The organism is Kitasatospora sp. NPDC029312 (genome assembly GCF_055569215.1).
Map to the genome: position 1 here is coordinate 20,548 of NZ_JBVHXY010000041.1, position 14,773 is coordinate 35,320.

General features: G+C 71.9%; 12 protein-coding genes. 6 read left to right on the forward strand and 6 right to left on the reverse strand.

Annotated features, from left to right (window positions below; genetic code table 11):
- Positions 1–128 precede the first annotated feature (128 nt).
- The gene (locus ACZ4WV_RS27725) at positions 129–2,282 is read right to left on the reverse strand and encodes an MMPL family transporter (protein ID WP_465751315.1); all 2,154 of its coding nucleotides are present in this window, start codon (positions 2,280–2,282) and stop codon (positions 129–131) included.
- Between the two features lie 334 nt (positions 2,283–2,616).
- Between ACZ4WV_RS27725 and ACZ4WV_RS27730 the strand changes: the two genes are divergently transcribed.
- The 3 genes from ACZ4WV_RS27730 to ACZ4WV_RS27740 all read left to right on the forward strand — a co-directional run bounded on the left by ACZ4WV_RS27730 (position 2,617) and on the right by ACZ4WV_RS27740 (position 6,624).
- Positions 2,617–4,158 (forward strand): acyl-CoA carboxylase subunit beta, encoded by a 1,542-nt coding sequence (locus ACZ4WV_RS27730; protein ID WP_465751397.1) that lies wholly within the window; start codon positions 2,617–2,619, stop codon positions 4,156–4,158.
- Positions 4,155–4,379 (forward strand): acyl-CoA carboxylase epsilon subunit, encoded by a 225-nt coding sequence (locus ACZ4WV_RS27735; RefSeq protein ID WP_465751317.1) that lies wholly within the window; start codon positions 4,155–4,157, stop codon positions 4,377–4,379. The genes ACZ4WV_RS27730 and ACZ4WV_RS27735 overlap by 4 nt, the downstream gene beginning before the upstream one ends.
- Positions 4,380–4,674: 295 nt before the next feature.
- Positions 4,675–6,624, forward strand: a complete 1,950-nt coding sequence (locus ACZ4WV_RS27740; RefSeq protein ID WP_465751319.1) for an AfsR/SARP family transcriptional regulator — start codon at positions 4,675–4,677, stop codon at positions 6,622–6,624.
- A 50-nt stretch (positions 6,625–6,674) separates the two neighbouring features.
- On the opposite strand, the gene ACZ4WV_RS27745 is transcribed toward ACZ4WV_RS27740, so the two are convergent.
- The 4 genes from ACZ4WV_RS27745 to ACZ4WV_RS27760 all read right to left on the reverse strand — a co-directional run bounded on the left by ACZ4WV_RS27745 (position 6,675) and on the right by ACZ4WV_RS27760 (position 11,318).
- Entirely contained in the window at positions 6,675–6,824 is a 150-nt protein-coding gene (locus tag ACZ4WV_RS27745) for a hypothetical protein (RefSeq protein WP_465751321.1), read from the reverse strand.
- A 318-nt stretch (positions 6,825–7,142) separates the two neighbouring features.
- Positions 7,143–7,547 carry a nuclear transport factor 2 family protein gene (locus ACZ4WV_RS27750; protein ID WP_465751323.1) on the reverse strand — a complete coding sequence of 135 codons (405 nt, stop codon included), beginning with the start codon at positions 7,545–7,547 and terminating at the stop codon, positions 7,143–7,145.
- 10 nt (positions 7,548–7,557) lie between these two features.
- The gene (locus tag ACZ4WV_RS27755) at positions 7,558–8,511 is read right to left on the reverse strand and encodes an NAD-dependent epimerase/dehydratase family protein (protein WP_465751325.1); all 954 of its coding nucleotides are present in this window, start codon (positions 8,509–8,511) and stop codon (positions 7,558–7,560) included.
- Positions 8,508–11,318, reverse strand: coding sequence for an AMP-binding protein (locus ACZ4WV_RS27760; protein ID WP_465751327.1), 2,811 nt, complete (start codon positions 11,316–11,318; stop codon positions 8,508–8,510). The genes ACZ4WV_RS27755 and ACZ4WV_RS27760 overlap by 4 nt, the downstream gene beginning before the upstream one ends.
- A 571-nt stretch (positions 11,319–11,889) precedes the next feature.
- Here ACZ4WV_RS27760 and ACZ4WV_RS27765 point away from each other — a divergent pair.
- Together ACZ4WV_RS27765 and ACZ4WV_RS27770 are read left to right on the forward strand one after the other, a co-directional pair.
- On the forward strand, positions 11,890–12,636 hold the full coding sequence (locus ACZ4WV_RS27765; RefSeq protein ID WP_465751329.1) for a helix-turn-helix transcriptional regulator: 747 nt from the start codon (positions 11,890–11,892) through the stop codon (positions 12,634–12,636).
- A 78-nt stretch (positions 12,637–12,714) separates the two neighbouring features.
- A complete protein-coding gene (locus ACZ4WV_RS27770) occupies positions 12,715–13,479 on the forward strand; it encodes a TrmB family transcriptional regulator sugar-binding domain-containing protein (RefSeq protein ID WP_465751331.1) in 765 nt (254 codons plus the stop codon).
- A 29-nt stretch (positions 13,480–13,508) separates the two neighbouring features.
- On the opposite strand, the gene ACZ4WV_RS27775 is transcribed toward ACZ4WV_RS27770, so the two are convergent.
- On the reverse strand, positions 13,509–13,751 hold the full coding sequence (locus tag ACZ4WV_RS27775; RefSeq protein ID WP_465751333.1) for a DUF6269 family protein: 243 nt from the start codon (positions 13,749–13,751) through the stop codon (positions 13,509–13,511).
- Between the two features lie 242 nt (positions 13,752–13,993).
- Between ACZ4WV_RS27775 and ACZ4WV_RS27780 the strand changes: the two genes are divergently transcribed.
- Positions 13,994–14,620, forward strand: coding sequence for a hypothetical protein (locus tag ACZ4WV_RS27780; protein ID WP_465751335.1), 627 nt, complete (start codon positions 13,994–13,996; stop codon positions 14,618–14,620).
- Positions 14,621–14,773 lie beyond the last annotated feature (153 nt).

The window sequence follows — 14,773 nt, forward strand, 5'->3', positions numbered from 1 at the left end:
TCCTGCCCCCCCCCCCCCCCCCCCCCCCCCCCCCGCCCCCCCCCCCCCCCCCCCCCCCCCCCACCCCCCCCTCCCCCCCTCCCCCCCCCCCCCCCCCCCCCGGCCCCCTTGGCGTTCGCCGACGCAGGTCAGCCGGTGGTGCGGCTGTTGCTGCCCACCAGGAGGGGCTCCTCGCCGGCCGGGGTCGGCGCCTGGTCCTTCAGGCCCGGCCACCAGGCCCGGCGGCCCAGCAGCGTGGTGGTGGCCGGAACGAGGAACAGCGCCATGACGAAGGCGGTCAGCAGGATGCCGAACGCCACCGCGAAGCCCATCTGCTGGAGCATCGAGTTGTCCGCGAGCATCAGGACGCCGAAGGTGCCGGCCAGGATGATCGCCGCGGCACTCATGGTCGGCGCGGACCGGGCCACCGCGTGCTTGATCGCTTCGCGGGGGTTGTTGCCCTCGCGGATCTCCTCGCGCAGCCGGGCGACCATCAGGATGTTGTAGTCGGTGCCGATGGCGACCACGAAGAGGTAGACCAGGATTGGCAGGCTGAACAGGACGCCGTTGGCGCCCTTCACCCCCTGGAACAAGAAGACCGTGGCACCGAGGGTGCCGGCGAAGCCGAGGCCGACCGAGAGCATCAGGAACCAGGGCGCGACCGCGCTGCGCAGCAGCAGCCCGAGGATCAGCATGATGGCGAGCCCGGCCACCGGGAAGACCACCTTGTAGTCGTGGTCGACGGCGGTGCGGATGTCGCCGAGCACGGCGGTGGTTCCGCCGACGAGGGCGCGGCTGCCGCCCGGGGCGGCGGCGTGGGCGCGGTCCCGCAGGTCACCGTCGACCAGGTCGATCGCCTTCTCCTCGGACGGCTTGTACTTGAGCGAGACGCTGTAGCGGGCGACCGTACCGTCGGCCGAGGGCATCGCGGGGGAGACCTGGGCGACGCCGTCGATGCCGGCGAGCTTGTCCCGGTAGGCGGACAACTGGTCGGCCGGCAGCTTGCCCCCGGTGGTGTTCTCCAGGAACACCAGGGTCGGGTCGGCCTGGCCGGCCGAGAAGCCGCTCTGCAGGGTGTCCATCGCCTGCACCGACTCGAGGGTCTTCGGCAGCGAACCGCCGGTGTCGAAGTCGGACTTGAACCCGAGGGCGCCGGCCGCGAGCAACACCAGCACGCCGCCGGAGAGCGCCGCGACCAGGCCCGGACGGCGGGCCGTCAGCCCGCCCACCTTGTGGGCCAGGGCGTTCTTCGGCTCGCGCTTCCAGGCCTTGGACGGCCAGAAGGCGGCCCGGCCGAGCAGCGCGAACACGGCCGGCACCAGCGTGACGCCGGCGACCATGCTGACCGCGACCGCGATGGCGAGCGATGGGCCCATGGCGCGCAGCATGCCCATGGTGGAGAGCGTGAGCGCGAGGAAGGCCACCACCACGGCGCCGGCGGCGGAGGCGATGGTCTCGCCGACGCGGGCGACGGCCTCCGCCATCGCCGGGCGCGGCTCCATCCCGGCCCGCAGGAACTCGCGGTAGCGGAAGAGCAGGAAGAGCAGGTAGTCCGTGCCGACGCCGAACAGCACGACGATCAGCATGGTCGAGACCGAGGAGTCGGCGGTCAGGCCGAAGACGGAGCTGGCGGTGGAGATCAGCCCGGTCGCGGTGAGGTAGACCATCAGGATCACCAGCACCGGCAGCAGCGCGATCAACGGGCTGCGGAAGATGACGCCGAGCAGAATGACGATCAGCAGCAGGGTCGCCATCATGATCATGCCGTCGGTGTTGCTGCCGGAGTCCTTGGAGTCCAGCGCGGTCGCGGCCTGGCCGGTGACGCCGAGCTTGAGGCTGGTGCCGGTCAGGAGGTCCTTGGCGTCGGCCCGCAGCTGCTTGACGTCATTGGTGACGGGATCGTCGTAGACCTCCTTGGTGTCGGCGTAGATGTTCGCCAGGCCGATCTTCCCGTCGGGGGAGACGGCGTCAGGGTCGGTCTTGACCTGCTTGAGGTGCGCGTACTGCTTGGCTTCCAGGCCGGCGGCGATCTTCGCCAGGTCGGCCTTGTCGGCGTCGGTGAGCGCGGAGCCGTCGGTGCGCTGGAAGACGGCGATCGCGGCGGGCTGGTCGGGTCCGGGGAAGGCGCGCTTCTGCACGTCGGCCACCTGCACCGACTCGTAGTGTGAGGGCAGGAACTCGGCCTGGTCGGTGGTCGACTTGAGCTTGGGCGCGAGCGCGGTCAGCGCGACCGCCGCGACCAGCCAGGCTGCGACGACCAGCCATGGCCGGCGGACGACGAACCGCCCGATCCGTGTGAACATGACACTCCTTGAGGTTTGAAGCCCCGACGCCAGGGGTGATGCCGGGCGGGCGATCCGAACCGATGGGTGGTACGCGACCGAAGTTCGCGATCGCGGGGGACGAGGCTGCAGCATGGCACCGTCGCCCGCCCGCACACCCGCGCCGTGGCAGCTTGTGGCCACCGGGCCGGTAGCCCGGCCGCTGTCCGACGTCGCCGGTTCAACTTGCGGACGAGCGGGGGGCGAACCGTGGCCGCCCGGGCCGGGCCCTGCCTACCGTCGACCCACCGTCGAGCGTTCAGAGGGGGGATGACCGGTGCCGGATACCGTGCCCACCGCGTCCACCACGTCCACCATGCGTGACCGGGTCGAGGAGCTCCAGGGCCTGCGGGCCGGCATCCGCTCCGGGGACCAGCGGACCACCGAAGCCCAGCACGGCAAGGGCAAACTGACGGCCCGCGAGCGGATCGACCTGCTCTTCGACCCCGGCACCTTCCAGGAGTTGGAGCCGCTGCGGCGCCACCGTGCCACCGGCTTCGGCCTGGAGGCCAAGAAGCCGCACACCGACGGCGTGATCGTCGGCTGGGGCACCGTGCACGGGCGCACCGTCTTCACCTACGCGCACGACTTCCGGATCTTCGGCGGCGCGCTGGGCGAGGCCCACGCGCAGAAGATCCACAAGATCATGGACATGGCCATCGCGGCCGGTGCCCCGCTGGTGTCGCTGAACGACGGCGCCGGCGCCCGCATCCAGGAGGGCGTCACCGCCCTTGCCGGGTACGGCGGCATCTTCGAGCGCAACACCAGGGCCTCGGGCGTGATCCCGCAGATCTCGGTGATGCTGGGCCCGTGCGCCGGTGGCGCCGCGTACTCGCCGGCGCTGACCGACTTCGTCTTCATGGTCCGCGAGACCTCGCAGATGTTCATCACCGGTCCGGACGTCGTCCAGGCGGTGACCGGCGAGAAGGTGAGCCAGAACGGGCTGGGTGGCGCCGACGTGCACGCCGAGCTGTCCGGGGTGGCGCACTTCGCGTACGACGACGAGCGGACCTGCCTGGAGGAGGTCCGCTACCTGCTCTCGCTGCTGCCGCAGAACAACCGCGAGATGCCGCCGTCCGTCGCCTCCGACGATCCGGTCGAGCGCCGCAACGACAGCCTGCTGGAGCTCGTTCCGGTCGACGGCAACCGCCCGTACGACATGCGCAAGGTGATCGAGGAGCTCGTCGACCACGGCGAGTACCTGGAGGTCCACGAGCGCTGGGCGACCAACGTGCTGTGCGTGCTGGCCAGGATGGGCGGCAGACTCGTCGGGCTGGTGGCCAGCCAGCCGCAGTCGCTGGCCGGGGTGCTGGACATCCACGCGAGCGAGAAGGCCGCGCGCTTCGTCCAACTCTGCGACGCCTTCAACATCCCGCTGGTCACCCTGGTCGACGTGCCGGGCTTCCTGCCCGGCGTCGACCAGGAGCACGGCGGCATCATCCGGCATGGCGCCAAGCTGCTGTACGCGTACTGCAACGCCACCGTTCCCCGGATCTCGCTGATCCTGCGCAAGGCCTACGGCGGCGCCTACATCGTCATGGACTCCCGCTCCATCGGCGCGGACCTGTCCTACGCCTGGCCGACCAACGAGATCGCGGTGATGGGCGCCGAGGGCGCGGCGAACGTGGTCTTCCGCCGGGAGATCGCCGCCGCCGACGACCCGGACGCGATGCGCGTCCAGCTGGTCAAGGAGTACACCGCCGAGCTGATGCACCCGTACTACGCGGCCGAACGCGGCCTGGTGGACGACGTCATCGATCCGGCCGAGACCCGGGCGACGCTCATCGCGGCGCTGGAGATGCTGTCCACCAAACACGCGCTGCTGCCGTCCCGCAAGCACGGGAACCCGCCGCAGTGAGCGGGACCGCCGGGTCCGCGGCGGCCGACCCGCTGCTGCGGGTGGTGCGCGGGCGGCCGACGGACGACGAACTGGCCGCCCTGGCCGCCGTCCTGGCACTGGCGGCCCGGCGTCGCACCGCCGGATCGGAGGGAGCGGCCCGAGTGGCCGGACCGGGGCCGACCGCCGGGGTGGCCCGTTGGGAGCGCGCCGCACCTCGTCCCCTGCCGGGCCGGGTCTGACAGCTTCCTGCCGGACTGCTTGGCTCCACGGCGGTCCGCCTGGTAGCAAGGGCGAAGTGGCAAGATCGAAAAGGCGGGGCGCGGCCGAGGGGAGACGGCCGATGACCCGGGCGGTGCCCGGCTTCTCGGCCCCGACCGACCTCGCCGCGACACGACAGGCGCAGGAACCCGGCACGACGGTACGGCGGAAGTGGGTGGCCCGGCTCGACCGGGGGGTGCGAGGTGAGGAGAGCCCATGAGGGCGGCTCAGGACAGTCGTCCAGTCACAGCGGCGGCCGGACGGAACGAGCGTGTCATGCTGCACCTCAAAGCCTCGGGGGTCATCGGGCAACCGGGCCTCCGGCAGGCCGTGCCCGCCCTGGAATTCCGTCTGCTCGGCCCGGTGGAGGCGGTGGCCGACGGCCGGGAGATCAGGCTGGACGGCGCCAAGCAGCGGTCCGTCCTGGCCGCCCTGCTGCTGTCCGAGGGCCGGTTGCTCCCCGACGAGCGGCTGAGCGCCCTGCTCTGGGGGTGGGACCCCCCGGCCACCTGGACCGCCCAACTGCACACCTACGCCTCACGGTTGCGCGGACGGCTGGGTCCGCAGGTCGAGCTGGTCCGCCGCGCGCCCGGCTACCGGCTCGACATCGGCTCGGCCCGGGTGGACCTGCACGAGTTCCGCCGGGACGCCGACCTCGGCCGCCGCGCCCTGGAGGCCGGCGAACACGGTCGCGCCGCCGAACTGCTCTCCGCCGCGCTGGCGCACTGGCGGGGCACCCCGCTCACCGGGGTCACCGCGCAGCTGGCCGAGAAGGAGCTGCCGGAACTGGAGGAGAGCCGGCTCGCCGCCCTCGAGGACCGCGTCGAGGCCGATCTCGCCCTGGGCGGCCACCGGCCGGCCGTCCCCGAACTGCGCGGACTGGTCGCCGAGCACCCCACCCGGGAGCGCCTGCGCGGGCAGCTGATGGCCGCCCTCTACCGCTGCGACCGGCAGAGCGACGCGCTGGAGGTGTACGAGCAGGGGCGGCGGCTGCTCGCCGAGGAACTGGGCGTCGACCCGGGCCCGACCCTGCGCGAACTGCACTGGCAGGTCCTCTCCGGTACCCTCCCCGGGCCGGCCGCCGCCCAGCCGCCGGTCGTGCTGACCGTGCCCCCGACGCCGGCCCCGGCGCCGGCCCCGGCGCCGGGGGTGAGCGGCGATGATCCGTCGTCCGAGCGCGCCGCCGGCGCGTGGAGCGGACTCGTGCCGGTGCTGCTGCCGCCGGCCGTCGCCGACTTCGTCGGGCGGCAGCACCACCTCGTGGCCCTGCAGGCCGCCCTGGGCGGGGCGTCGCAGGAGCGTCCGGCCTGCCCGGGGGACCCGGCCGGACCGGTCGTGCTGACCGGCGGCGCCGGGTGCGGGAAGTCCGCGCTGGCCGTCCAGGCTGCCCACCTCGCCCGGCCGGCCTTCCCCGACGGCGTCCTCTACACCGACCTGCGCGGCCCCGACGGCCTCCCGCGCGACCTCGCCGAGGTGCTCCGGGCCTTCCTGTGCGCCCTCGGGGCGGACGAACGCCGGCTGCCGGACGGCTCGGACGCGCTGGTCCGGCTCTACCGCAGCCGGCTGGCCGGACGGAAGGTCCTGGTGGTCCTGGACAACGCCGAGGACGAGCGGGCGGTCCGTCCGCTGCTCACCTCCGACGAGTGCGGTCGTACCGTCGTCACCAGCCGCTCGGCGCTCGCCACGCTCGAGGGGGCCCAGCGCTTCTGGGTCGGCCCCCTCGAGTTCCCGGAGGCCTACCAGCTGCTCGCCGCGGCCGGTCGGGAGCGGGTGAGCGCCGATCCGGGGGCGACGGCCCGGATCGTCGAGCTCTGCGACCGGATGCCGCTCGCCCTGCGGATCTGCGCCGGCCGACTGGCCGCCCACCCGCACTGGACGGCGGCCAGACTGGCCGACCGACTCACCCCGGCCGAGCACCGGCTGGACGAGCTGCGCCTCGGCGAACTGGACGTCCGGGCCAGCCTGGCCGCGGATCTGCGGCGAGTGGATCCGGTTGCGCGTACCGCCCTCCGGGCCCTCGCCCGGACCGGGGCCGACAGCGTGACCCGCGGGGACGCCGCCGCGCTGCTCTGCTGCTCGGAGCGCGAGGCGGAGGAGGTGCTGGAACGGTTGACCGAGGCCAGGCTGCTGACGGCCGACCCCGAGCCCGCTGAACTGCGGTACCGCATCGCGCCGTTGGTCCGGCTCGCCGCGGGGGAGCAGCCGGCCGCCGCACTCGTGGCCTGAGTCACCCCGCTGCCCCGGGCGCGGCCGGCCGGACTGCCTGACCGCGACGATCAGCCGCAGCCGCCAGCGTGACCGAAGTCGAGGCTGCGGGCCGGCATCGGCGCTGCCGTCGCCAGCAGGGCGGGGTCGTTGAGAATGAGCTCGATGTCGACGTACTCCGGGCGCGCCTGCTCGGGCGCGGCCGCGTCAGTGGACGTCATTTCCATGGTCGCCTCCGGTCCCATCACGTGGATCTCCTGGTCTTGGTCTGGTGCTCGGGTCTCTGGTCGGGTTCTCGGGTTCGCTGGGTCTCGGGTTCGCTGGGTCTCGGGTTCGCTGGGTCTCGGGTCTCGGGTCTCGGGTCTCGGGAAGAGGATCCGACCGACGGCTATGGCGTCCCTATCAGGCCCCTGCGCCCACGCCGTCGGGTTCCCACAGCCGCCCTATAGAAGTCCTATGGGCAGCCCGGCAGCGTTCCGAACGCCGCGGGAGGCGCCGCCGGTGAAGGCGCCCCCCGCGGCCGGACGGGTCGTCCGGGTTCAGCTGTCGATGAGCCGGGTGAAGACGACGGTGTCGAACACGTCCTCCATCCGGACGGCCAAGCCGTCCCGGAAGGTCCAGGAGTGGATGAACCGCAGGGTCTCGGTGCGGCCGCTCAGCGAGGTGACGGCGCGGACGCCGACCACCACGACGCGGTCACCGGAGTGGAGGAACTCCTGCGGTTCGAGCCGCATGCCGCCCAGCACGGTCGGGACCCTGGCCAGGAAGTCCAGCACGCCCTGGTGGCCGATCTTGGTGCCGCCCAGTCCGTGGTCGGCGAGGCCATCGGGGTGGACCCATTCGATGCCCGGGTCCATGGTCGCCAGCAGCGCGGCCACGTCCCGGTCGTGGAAGGCGCGGTAGGCGGTGTGGACGACGGCGAGGTTGGCGTTCTCTCGGGACATACGGGGCTCCTCAGTGCTGGACGTGCTCGGACCCGGCGTGCGGGGGCCTGAGGTGATCGGGGTGGAGGGCCGCGAGGGTCCCGCGGATGCCCTCGCGCCAGCCCACCTCGCACGGGCCGGTCAGCCGGCGGCGCAGCGTGGGGTCGAACCGGTAGGTCTCCCGGGTGACTTCACTCGGCACCAGCCGGGCGGGCACTCCGGTGAGCTCCTCCAGGTAGCGGACGCAGTCGGTGATCCCGACCGCCTCGTCCCCGCCCCAGTTGACCAGGGTCGCGGGCACCGAGGCGGCCTCCCACAACAGGGGCACCTGCCGGACGATGTCGGTGGTGTGGATGGGCGAGCACCAGTTCTGGCCCTCCAGCGGCACCGGGATGGGCTGGCCGGCGAGCATCCGCTGGAAGTACAGCATCGGGACGCCGCCGTAACCGCCGGGGCCGTAGGCGATGTTGAGCCGGGCGATGGTGGTCGGCAGGCCGAGCACCCGGGCCATGGCGCGGACGGCTCCCTCGGTCGCGATCTTGCCGACCGGGTAGGCCGGCAGCCAGTCGGCGACGCCGTCCACCGGGTCGTCCTCGGTGTAGGCGTGGTCGAGGGTCTGCCGGGCGTACAGCGCGCCGGTCGACACGAACAGGAAGGCCTCGGCGGTGCGGCAGTGCGCCATCAGCCGGCCGGTGGCCGTGGCGTTGACGCCGATCGTCCGGTTGAAGTCACCGTCGTCGCCGCGCCGGACCGCGGAGTGGATGACGTGGGTGAAGTCATCCGGAAGGCCCTTGAACGCCTCCTCGGAGTCGTCCTCCATGTCCCACCGCCAGGTGGTGACACCCTGCGCCCGGAGCTCCTCGGCCACGCCAGGGGTGCCGAAACGGCCGATGCACCACACGTCGTTCCCGGCGGCGAGCGCCTCGGCGACCGGACGTGCGACCTGACCGGTGCCGCCGGTCACCAGGACCTTTCTGCCCCTCACTTGCCCTCTCCCATCGCCCGGTCGAGCTCCTTGCGCAGAATCGCCTGGAACGCCGCCACGTGCTGCGGCCCCATCAGGGTGTAGTGCTCTCCCGGCACCTCCACGTACCGGTTGGCGTCCTCGGTGAAGTCGTCCCACCGGCGCAGCTCGTCTGCCAGCCAGTCCTCCTTCGTGCCCCGCAGCGGGTCGGCGTAGAGGACCGTCATCGAGCGGACCGAGCCGCTCGGCCGGTACGACTGGCCGAGGTCGGTGAGCCGGTCGGCCAGCTCCGCCCAGGCGGAGAACTTTTGCTGGTCCAGGTCGAGTTCGGCGACCCGGGCGGGCGGCGCCACGGCGAGCAGCCGGGCCAGCTGCTCCTCCCGCGGCAGGCCGCGCAGCTGCCCGGGCAGCTCCAGGGACTGCTTCTTGTCGATCAGCGCCATGAAGAAGGCCAGGTTGACGGCCGTCTCGATGAAGTCCAGCTCGTCCATCCGGTACTTGATGTGCGGCGGCAGGTTGAAGCTGCCGACGAAGTCGACCCGCTCACCCTGCTCCTCGAGCACCTTGGCCATCTCGAAGGCCACCGCGGCGCCGAAGGAGTAGCCGGCGAGGGCGTACGGGCCGTGCGGCTGCCGGGCCCGGACGGCGGCCACATAGGTGTCCACCATCTCCTCGAAGGTCCGGAACGGCTTCTCGCCCTCGTTGAACCCCCGGGCCCGCAGCGCGTAGAACGGCCGGTCCCCCACGAAGTACTGGGCCAGGTTGACGAAGACCAGCACCTCGCCGACCCCGGGGTGGACGCAGAACAGCGGCGTCTTGTCACCGCTCACCTGCATCGGCACGACCGGGTCGTACTCCGTCTCACCCAGCCCCCGCAGCTGGGTGAGACGGCTCGCCAACGAGCGGACGGTCGGCGCGGTGAGCACGGTGATGATCGGCAGGTCCGCCAGGCCCAGCCGCTCCGCCACCCTGCCGCGCAGCCGCAGGATGTCCAGGGACGTTCCGCCCAGGTCGAAGAAGCTGGCGGTGGCGCTGATCCGGGCCGGGTCCGTGTCGAACAGCTCGGCGTAGATCTCGGCGAGGACCCGCTCCGTCCCGTCTTCCGGCGCCGTGTAGCCGCCGAGCCGACGGGACGTCAACTCCGCGACCTCGCGCAGCTCCGGCTCGAAGGCGCCGGACTCGAGCCGCTTGCGCATCAGTGCCCGCTGGATCTTGCCGAGGCTGGTCTTCGGGAACGCGTCCTTGGGCAGCGGAAGGATCAGGGCGGGCCGGAAGCCCCAGGTCAGCACGGTGGTGCTGCGGATCGCGGCCAACGCCCGGTAGCGGCCCGCCTCGTCCTCGGCGGGCAGCGGGCAGTGGAAGGCGATCACCAGCTGCTCGGTGTCACCGTCGGCCGCGCGGGTGGGGAACGCGGCGACGTAGGAGGGGCTGACCCCGTCCAACTGCTCGAGCACCGTCTCCAGTTCGTGACTGAAGTAGTTGACGCCGTTGACGATGACGCTGTCCTTGCTGCGCCCGACCAGGGTGAGCCGGCCCTCGTTGATCCGGCCGAGGTCGCCGCTGCGGAACCAGCCGTCGGCGGTGAAGGCTTCCCGGGTCGCCGCCTCGTTGTTGTGGTAACCACGGGTGATCATCGGGCCGTTGAGCTGGAGTTCGCCGACCTCGCCCTCGGGTAGCGCGCGGTCCTCCGCGTCGACGACCCGGATCCGCAGCCCCGCCACCGGGGTGCCCAGGTTCGCGAACTCCCGGCCCTCGTCCACCTGCGGGAAGCCGAGCGAGTAGATGCTGCCGGCGCAGGTCTCGGTCATCCCGAAGGCGGGCCACAGCGCCGCCGGGTCCAGGCCGTACGGGGCGTACCGCTCCAGGAAGGTGCGGCCGGTCGCGCAGACCACCGCCTCACCGCCGCTGACGATGTGCCGCAGCCCGGTCAGGTCGAGCCGCTCGCGGTCGGCCGCCGGTATCCGTTCGGCGGCGGAGTTCAGCAGCCCCAGCAGGAAGTTGGGGGTGAACGTCATGGTCACCCGGTGCTCGGAGACCAGCCGCAGGAACTCCAGCGGCTCCCCGAGCACCACTCCGGCCGAGGCGTGGACCTGGCGGCAGCCGACGGACAGCGGCAGCAGGTGGCACTCCAGCAGCGCGGCGACGTGGTCGAAGGAGACCCAGTTGAGGGAGGTGTCCGTCTCGGTGAGCCGGTGGTAGCCGTTCTTCCCGGCCATGGACGCCAGCAGGTTGGCGTGGCTGAGCTCGACCGCCTTGGAGTTGCCAGTCGATCCGGAGGTGAGGACCAGGAGCGCGACGTCCTCCGGCGCGGCCCGGTGCGGCTCGTCGGCGGGCTCGTCGGGACGCTCGTCGGCGCGCCGGTCGGTGTGCGCGTGCGCACGCTCGTCGGCGGCCCGGCGCAGGGCGTCGGTCGTGACGACCACAAGGCCGTCCACCGACGGCAGTTCCGCCGCCAGCGCCACATCGGTGACCACCAGCGGCTTGTCCAGCAGCGCGTCCACGTGCTCCAGCTGGGCCGCCCAACGGTTCCGGTCACCTCGCTGCGGCGCCATCGGGCAGGGCACGAACCCGCCCAACTGGGCGGCCCAGAAGGCGGTGAGGAACTCCGCCGGGTCCTCCGACAGCAGCACGATCCTGTCCCGCGGCCGCAGCCCGCGGGCCCGCAGCCCGCCCAGCATCCGGCGCGCCCCGGCGAGCAGTTCGACGTGGCTCTGGTCGCGGTGGCCGGCGCCGGACCCGCCGGCGCAGTAGCGAAGACCGTTGGACGGCTGCTGGTCGGCGGCTCTGAGCAGGAGGTCGACGATGGTCATGGGTGTGGGTGTGGACATGGTTTCTCCTAGACGTGGCTCTCTCACGGAGCCGGGGGGTCGAGCAGGGAGAAGGCCCCCGCCCGGACTGGCGGGCGGGGGCGGCGAACCATCGAGTACGGGGAAGCGCGGGGCCTCTGTTGGTCCTGGGGCTCCCGGGTCGAAACCGTAGGCGGTGTCTCGCGTGACGGGACGGGCGCTGGCCTGAAGAGACGCGCGGTGCTACGGCTGGTGACGGGCGGGTAGCCGCGGGTACCCGAAACGGAGGGCGGGTTCACCGGATCGGCCGTTGATCGACAGGTTGTTGTCGCGATGCCCGTTCAGTGGTGCATCACCGTCCCGCTCTGTTATATGCACCCAAAACCGCCCCGAGAAGGTTTCGTTGACGGGCGATGGGCGTCGAACTAGGGTGTGGTTGATCTCTGTCCCGTTCGCACGCCTCCCACCAGAAGGGGGACTTCCGCTCCGAACGGCAGGTGCTCCCAGCTCTGCTGGAGCGTGCGCAACGGATGAGCGCGGGATGGATCAACGGGGGCTAGGAACAGTGGGTGTAAGGACTTTAACGACCGGATCGGGAGCGGAACTCCCGAAGGTGCACGCGGAGCACGTCGAGGAGGTCTTGTTACAGGCCAGGGCGCTGATCGAGTCGACGGTCTCGCTGCACCGTCGGCGCGCCGAGGGGCCGGCGCCGGTGGCGCGCACTGACGCCGAGGCGTTCAGCGACACCATGGAGCAGTTGATCGTCGGCGCCCGCCGCTCGGTGAGCCTGGCGCTCGTGGCGGGCGGCAAGTTCTCCGTCGAAGCCCGTCGGGTACTCGCCAGACCGCCGGAGCGGGAACCCACCCAGGCCGGCCCCGTGGTGCGGGTGCTCTGCGTGGGCGCGGCCACCGAAGGCGCCGTCGACCTGCTCGCGAACCTGAAGGTGCCGCAGGTCGAGGTGCGGGTGTCCGAGACGGACCTGCGCGAGGTGCTGATCGTCGACGGCCGGGGTGCGCTGGTCCGCTCCGGAGCGGGCCGTGGCGGCCGGGACGCCGTCAGCGTCAACGATCCCGCCGTGGTGCGTGCCCTCGACCTGCTCTTCGCGGGAGCCTGGTCACGCGCCAGGCCGCTGGTCCACCACGTGACCCTCAGCCCCCGCCTCGACACCGGTCAGACGCGGCGTGTCCTGGAGATGCTCCGGGAGGGCCACACCGACGAGGTCGCCGCGCAGGAGCTCAACGTCTCACTGCGCACCTACCGCCGCCACGTGGCGGAGATCATGCGAGAGCTCGGCGCCAACTCCCGTTTCCAGGCGGGGTTCCGGGCGGTCGAGCTGGGGCTGCTGGCCAGCCACGGGTGATCGGCGCCGGTCCCCGCCCGTCCACACCGGGCGGGGACCGCGCGGACTGTCAGCAAGGTGACGGAGGGGGCTGGGGCAGTGTCGGATCGAGCCGTGGACGAGCTGGAGGAGGCGCTGCTCGGGGTGAGCGCGCTGATCGAGTCGACGGTTGCGATGAACCGCGACCGGTACTCCACCGATCGGCTGATCACCGCGATCACCGGAACCTACGGGGACGTCCTCACGACGGCCGAGGCGATGATCACCGGGGCGCGGTCGAGCATCGACATCGTGCACGCCCGGCGGATCCAGGAGGAGGAACGCTCGGAACGGTCCGAACGAGGGCTCCTCTACAAGGCGGACCAGTCCGTCACCGTCCAGCTGCTCAGCTCGCCCGAGTTGCTCGACGAGACCTTCGTCCGGGAACAGATCGACCTGCCGCACCCGGTGGCCATCCGGGTGGCCCGGGTCCCCCCGCTCCAGGCGGTCATGGTCGACCGGGAGGCGGCCCTGGTGGTCACCGGCACCGGAGTCAACCGGCGGGCTGCGGTGATCCGGGTGCCGGAGGTGATCCACACCCTGCACATCCTCTTCGACAACGTCTGGCGGGGCTCCGTGCCGGCCAACGAGCGCATCGTCTTCGGCGACCGCGCCCGGGCGGCCTTCGCGCGCCAGATCCTGGGCGCACTGCGCGCCGGAGTCACCGACGAGGTCGCCGCCCGCGAGCTGGCCATCTCGGTGCGGACCTACCGCCGGTACGTCGCCGAGATCATGACGCTGCTGGGCGCCAACTCCCGCTTCCAGGCCGGAGTACGCGCGGCCGAACTCGGCCTGCTGCCCCCGAGCCGCTCCGGCTCCGAGTGACCGGACCACCACGGGCGGCGGACCGGACGTCACCGGCCGCCGTCACGCCCGTCGGCCTGCTCGTCCAACTCGTCGCCGTCGCCCTGCGCGTCCTCACCCTGCGAGGCGATCAGCTCGGTCAGAACGTCGATGTACGCGGCGAGGACCTCCCCCCACGGTGTGCCACAGGCCTGGAGGTGGGCGGCCTCCTCGGCCTCGTGATCCTGCTCGATCTGGTCCAGCACGGACAGCGGGTGCGGTATCCGAACGGGGTCGAGCCGGTCGTTGTCCATAGCTCCTCCTGAATGCGGCGCTTGTCCCTGGTGACGACCCCCGTCCGGATCATTATCGGCGGCCGGCCTATGCGACGCCTTGAGTCGACCTGTACTGAGACACCGAAACACCACACATCGTTCCTCCCACCGTCGCATTCGGCCGACCCCGAGGCCGGAAGGGCCCGTTGTGCTTCCCGCCACGGCTCAGAGGATCCTCAAACCGCTCGACCACTGGATTCCCCGGCCCCTACTCTCCAGACATGAGCCACGTGACGGGACGTTCGGCGAGGCTGCTTGCGGTTGTCGTGGGTCTGGCGTGCGGAGTCACCGCTTGCACCGCAGTGCCCGGTGACACCTCGGCGGTGACGCCCCGGCCGACGTTTGCGGACGGCGTCGCGCAGTCGATCTTGCAGACGGCCAAGGAAAACGGGGTGGCGCCTGCCGACGGCACGTTCACATCGCTCCAGTTCGACAAAGGCTACGGGCCGGAGCTGATCTGGCAGTCGGAGAAGACCGGTGACATCTGCACCGCGTCGGAGCGGGTGCTGTCCCGTGGCTGTGTTCCGCTCACGGACATCGCCGAGCGGCCGAATCCCGGAGCGGGTACGTTCCTCGGGGCCAGTCTGTTCGACCGCGACTGGGCGGTCATGCTGATGGCCAACGGCGAGACGGTCGACCACCTCTCCTGTCAGGACCGGGACTTCCCCGGCCGAGCGGGGTTCTCGATCCTCGTGGACGGCGTGCTCCACACCGTGTACACCGTCGCCATCCCGAGGAGCCTCCGGGGTGAGTACCGGGTGGCCGTCCGGCGGGACGGTCAGTCGGCCGAGGAGCGTCTCGACTTCGGCTTCGAGAAGAGTTTCGGGAACGCCCCCGTGCAGTGCTGAGCGGCCGACCGTGACCGGCGGTGTGCGCTCCCGTTTCGCCAAGACTTCCCCGCGATCCTGTGTCCGTTCCGTACAGATCCGGCGGGTTGTGCGCACACCCGTCCGGCCTGCCGTCGCTTCCGGGAGGGGGCGGCGGAACTGCCGCTATGCTGT

Coding starts and splice junctions, on each gene's coding strand:
- ACZ4WV_RS27725 (WP_465751315.1), bottom strand. CDS start 2,282: ATGTTCACACGGATCGGGCGGTTCGTCGTCCGCCGGCCATGGCTGGTC.
- ACZ4WV_RS27730 (WP_465751397.1), top strand. CDS start 2,617: ATGCGTGACCGGGTCGAGGAGCTCCAGGGCCTGCGGGCCGGCATCCGC.
- ACZ4WV_RS27740 (WP_465751319.1), top strand. CDS start 4,675: ATGCTGCACCTCAAAGCCTCGGGGGTCATCGGGCAACCGGGCCTCCGG.
- ACZ4WV_RS27745 (WP_465751321.1), bottom strand. CDS start 6,824: ATGACGTCCACTGACGCGGCCGCGCCCGAGCAGGCGCGCCCGGAGTAC.
- ACZ4WV_RS27750 (WP_465751323.1), bottom strand. CDS start 7,547: ATGTCCCGAGAGAACGCCAACCTCGCCGTCGTCCACACCGCCTACCGC.
- ACZ4WV_RS27760 (WP_465751327.1), bottom strand. CDS start 11,318: ATGTCCACACCCACACCCATGACCATCGTCGACCTCCTGCTCAGAGCC.
- ACZ4WV_RS27775 (WP_465751333.1), bottom strand. CDS start 13,751: ATGGACAACGACCGGCTCGACCCCGTTCGGATACCGCACCCGCTGTCC.
- ACZ4WV_RS27780 (WP_465751335.1), top strand. CDS start 13,994: ATGAGCCACGTGACGGGACGTTCGGCGAGGCTGCTTGCGGTTGTCGTG.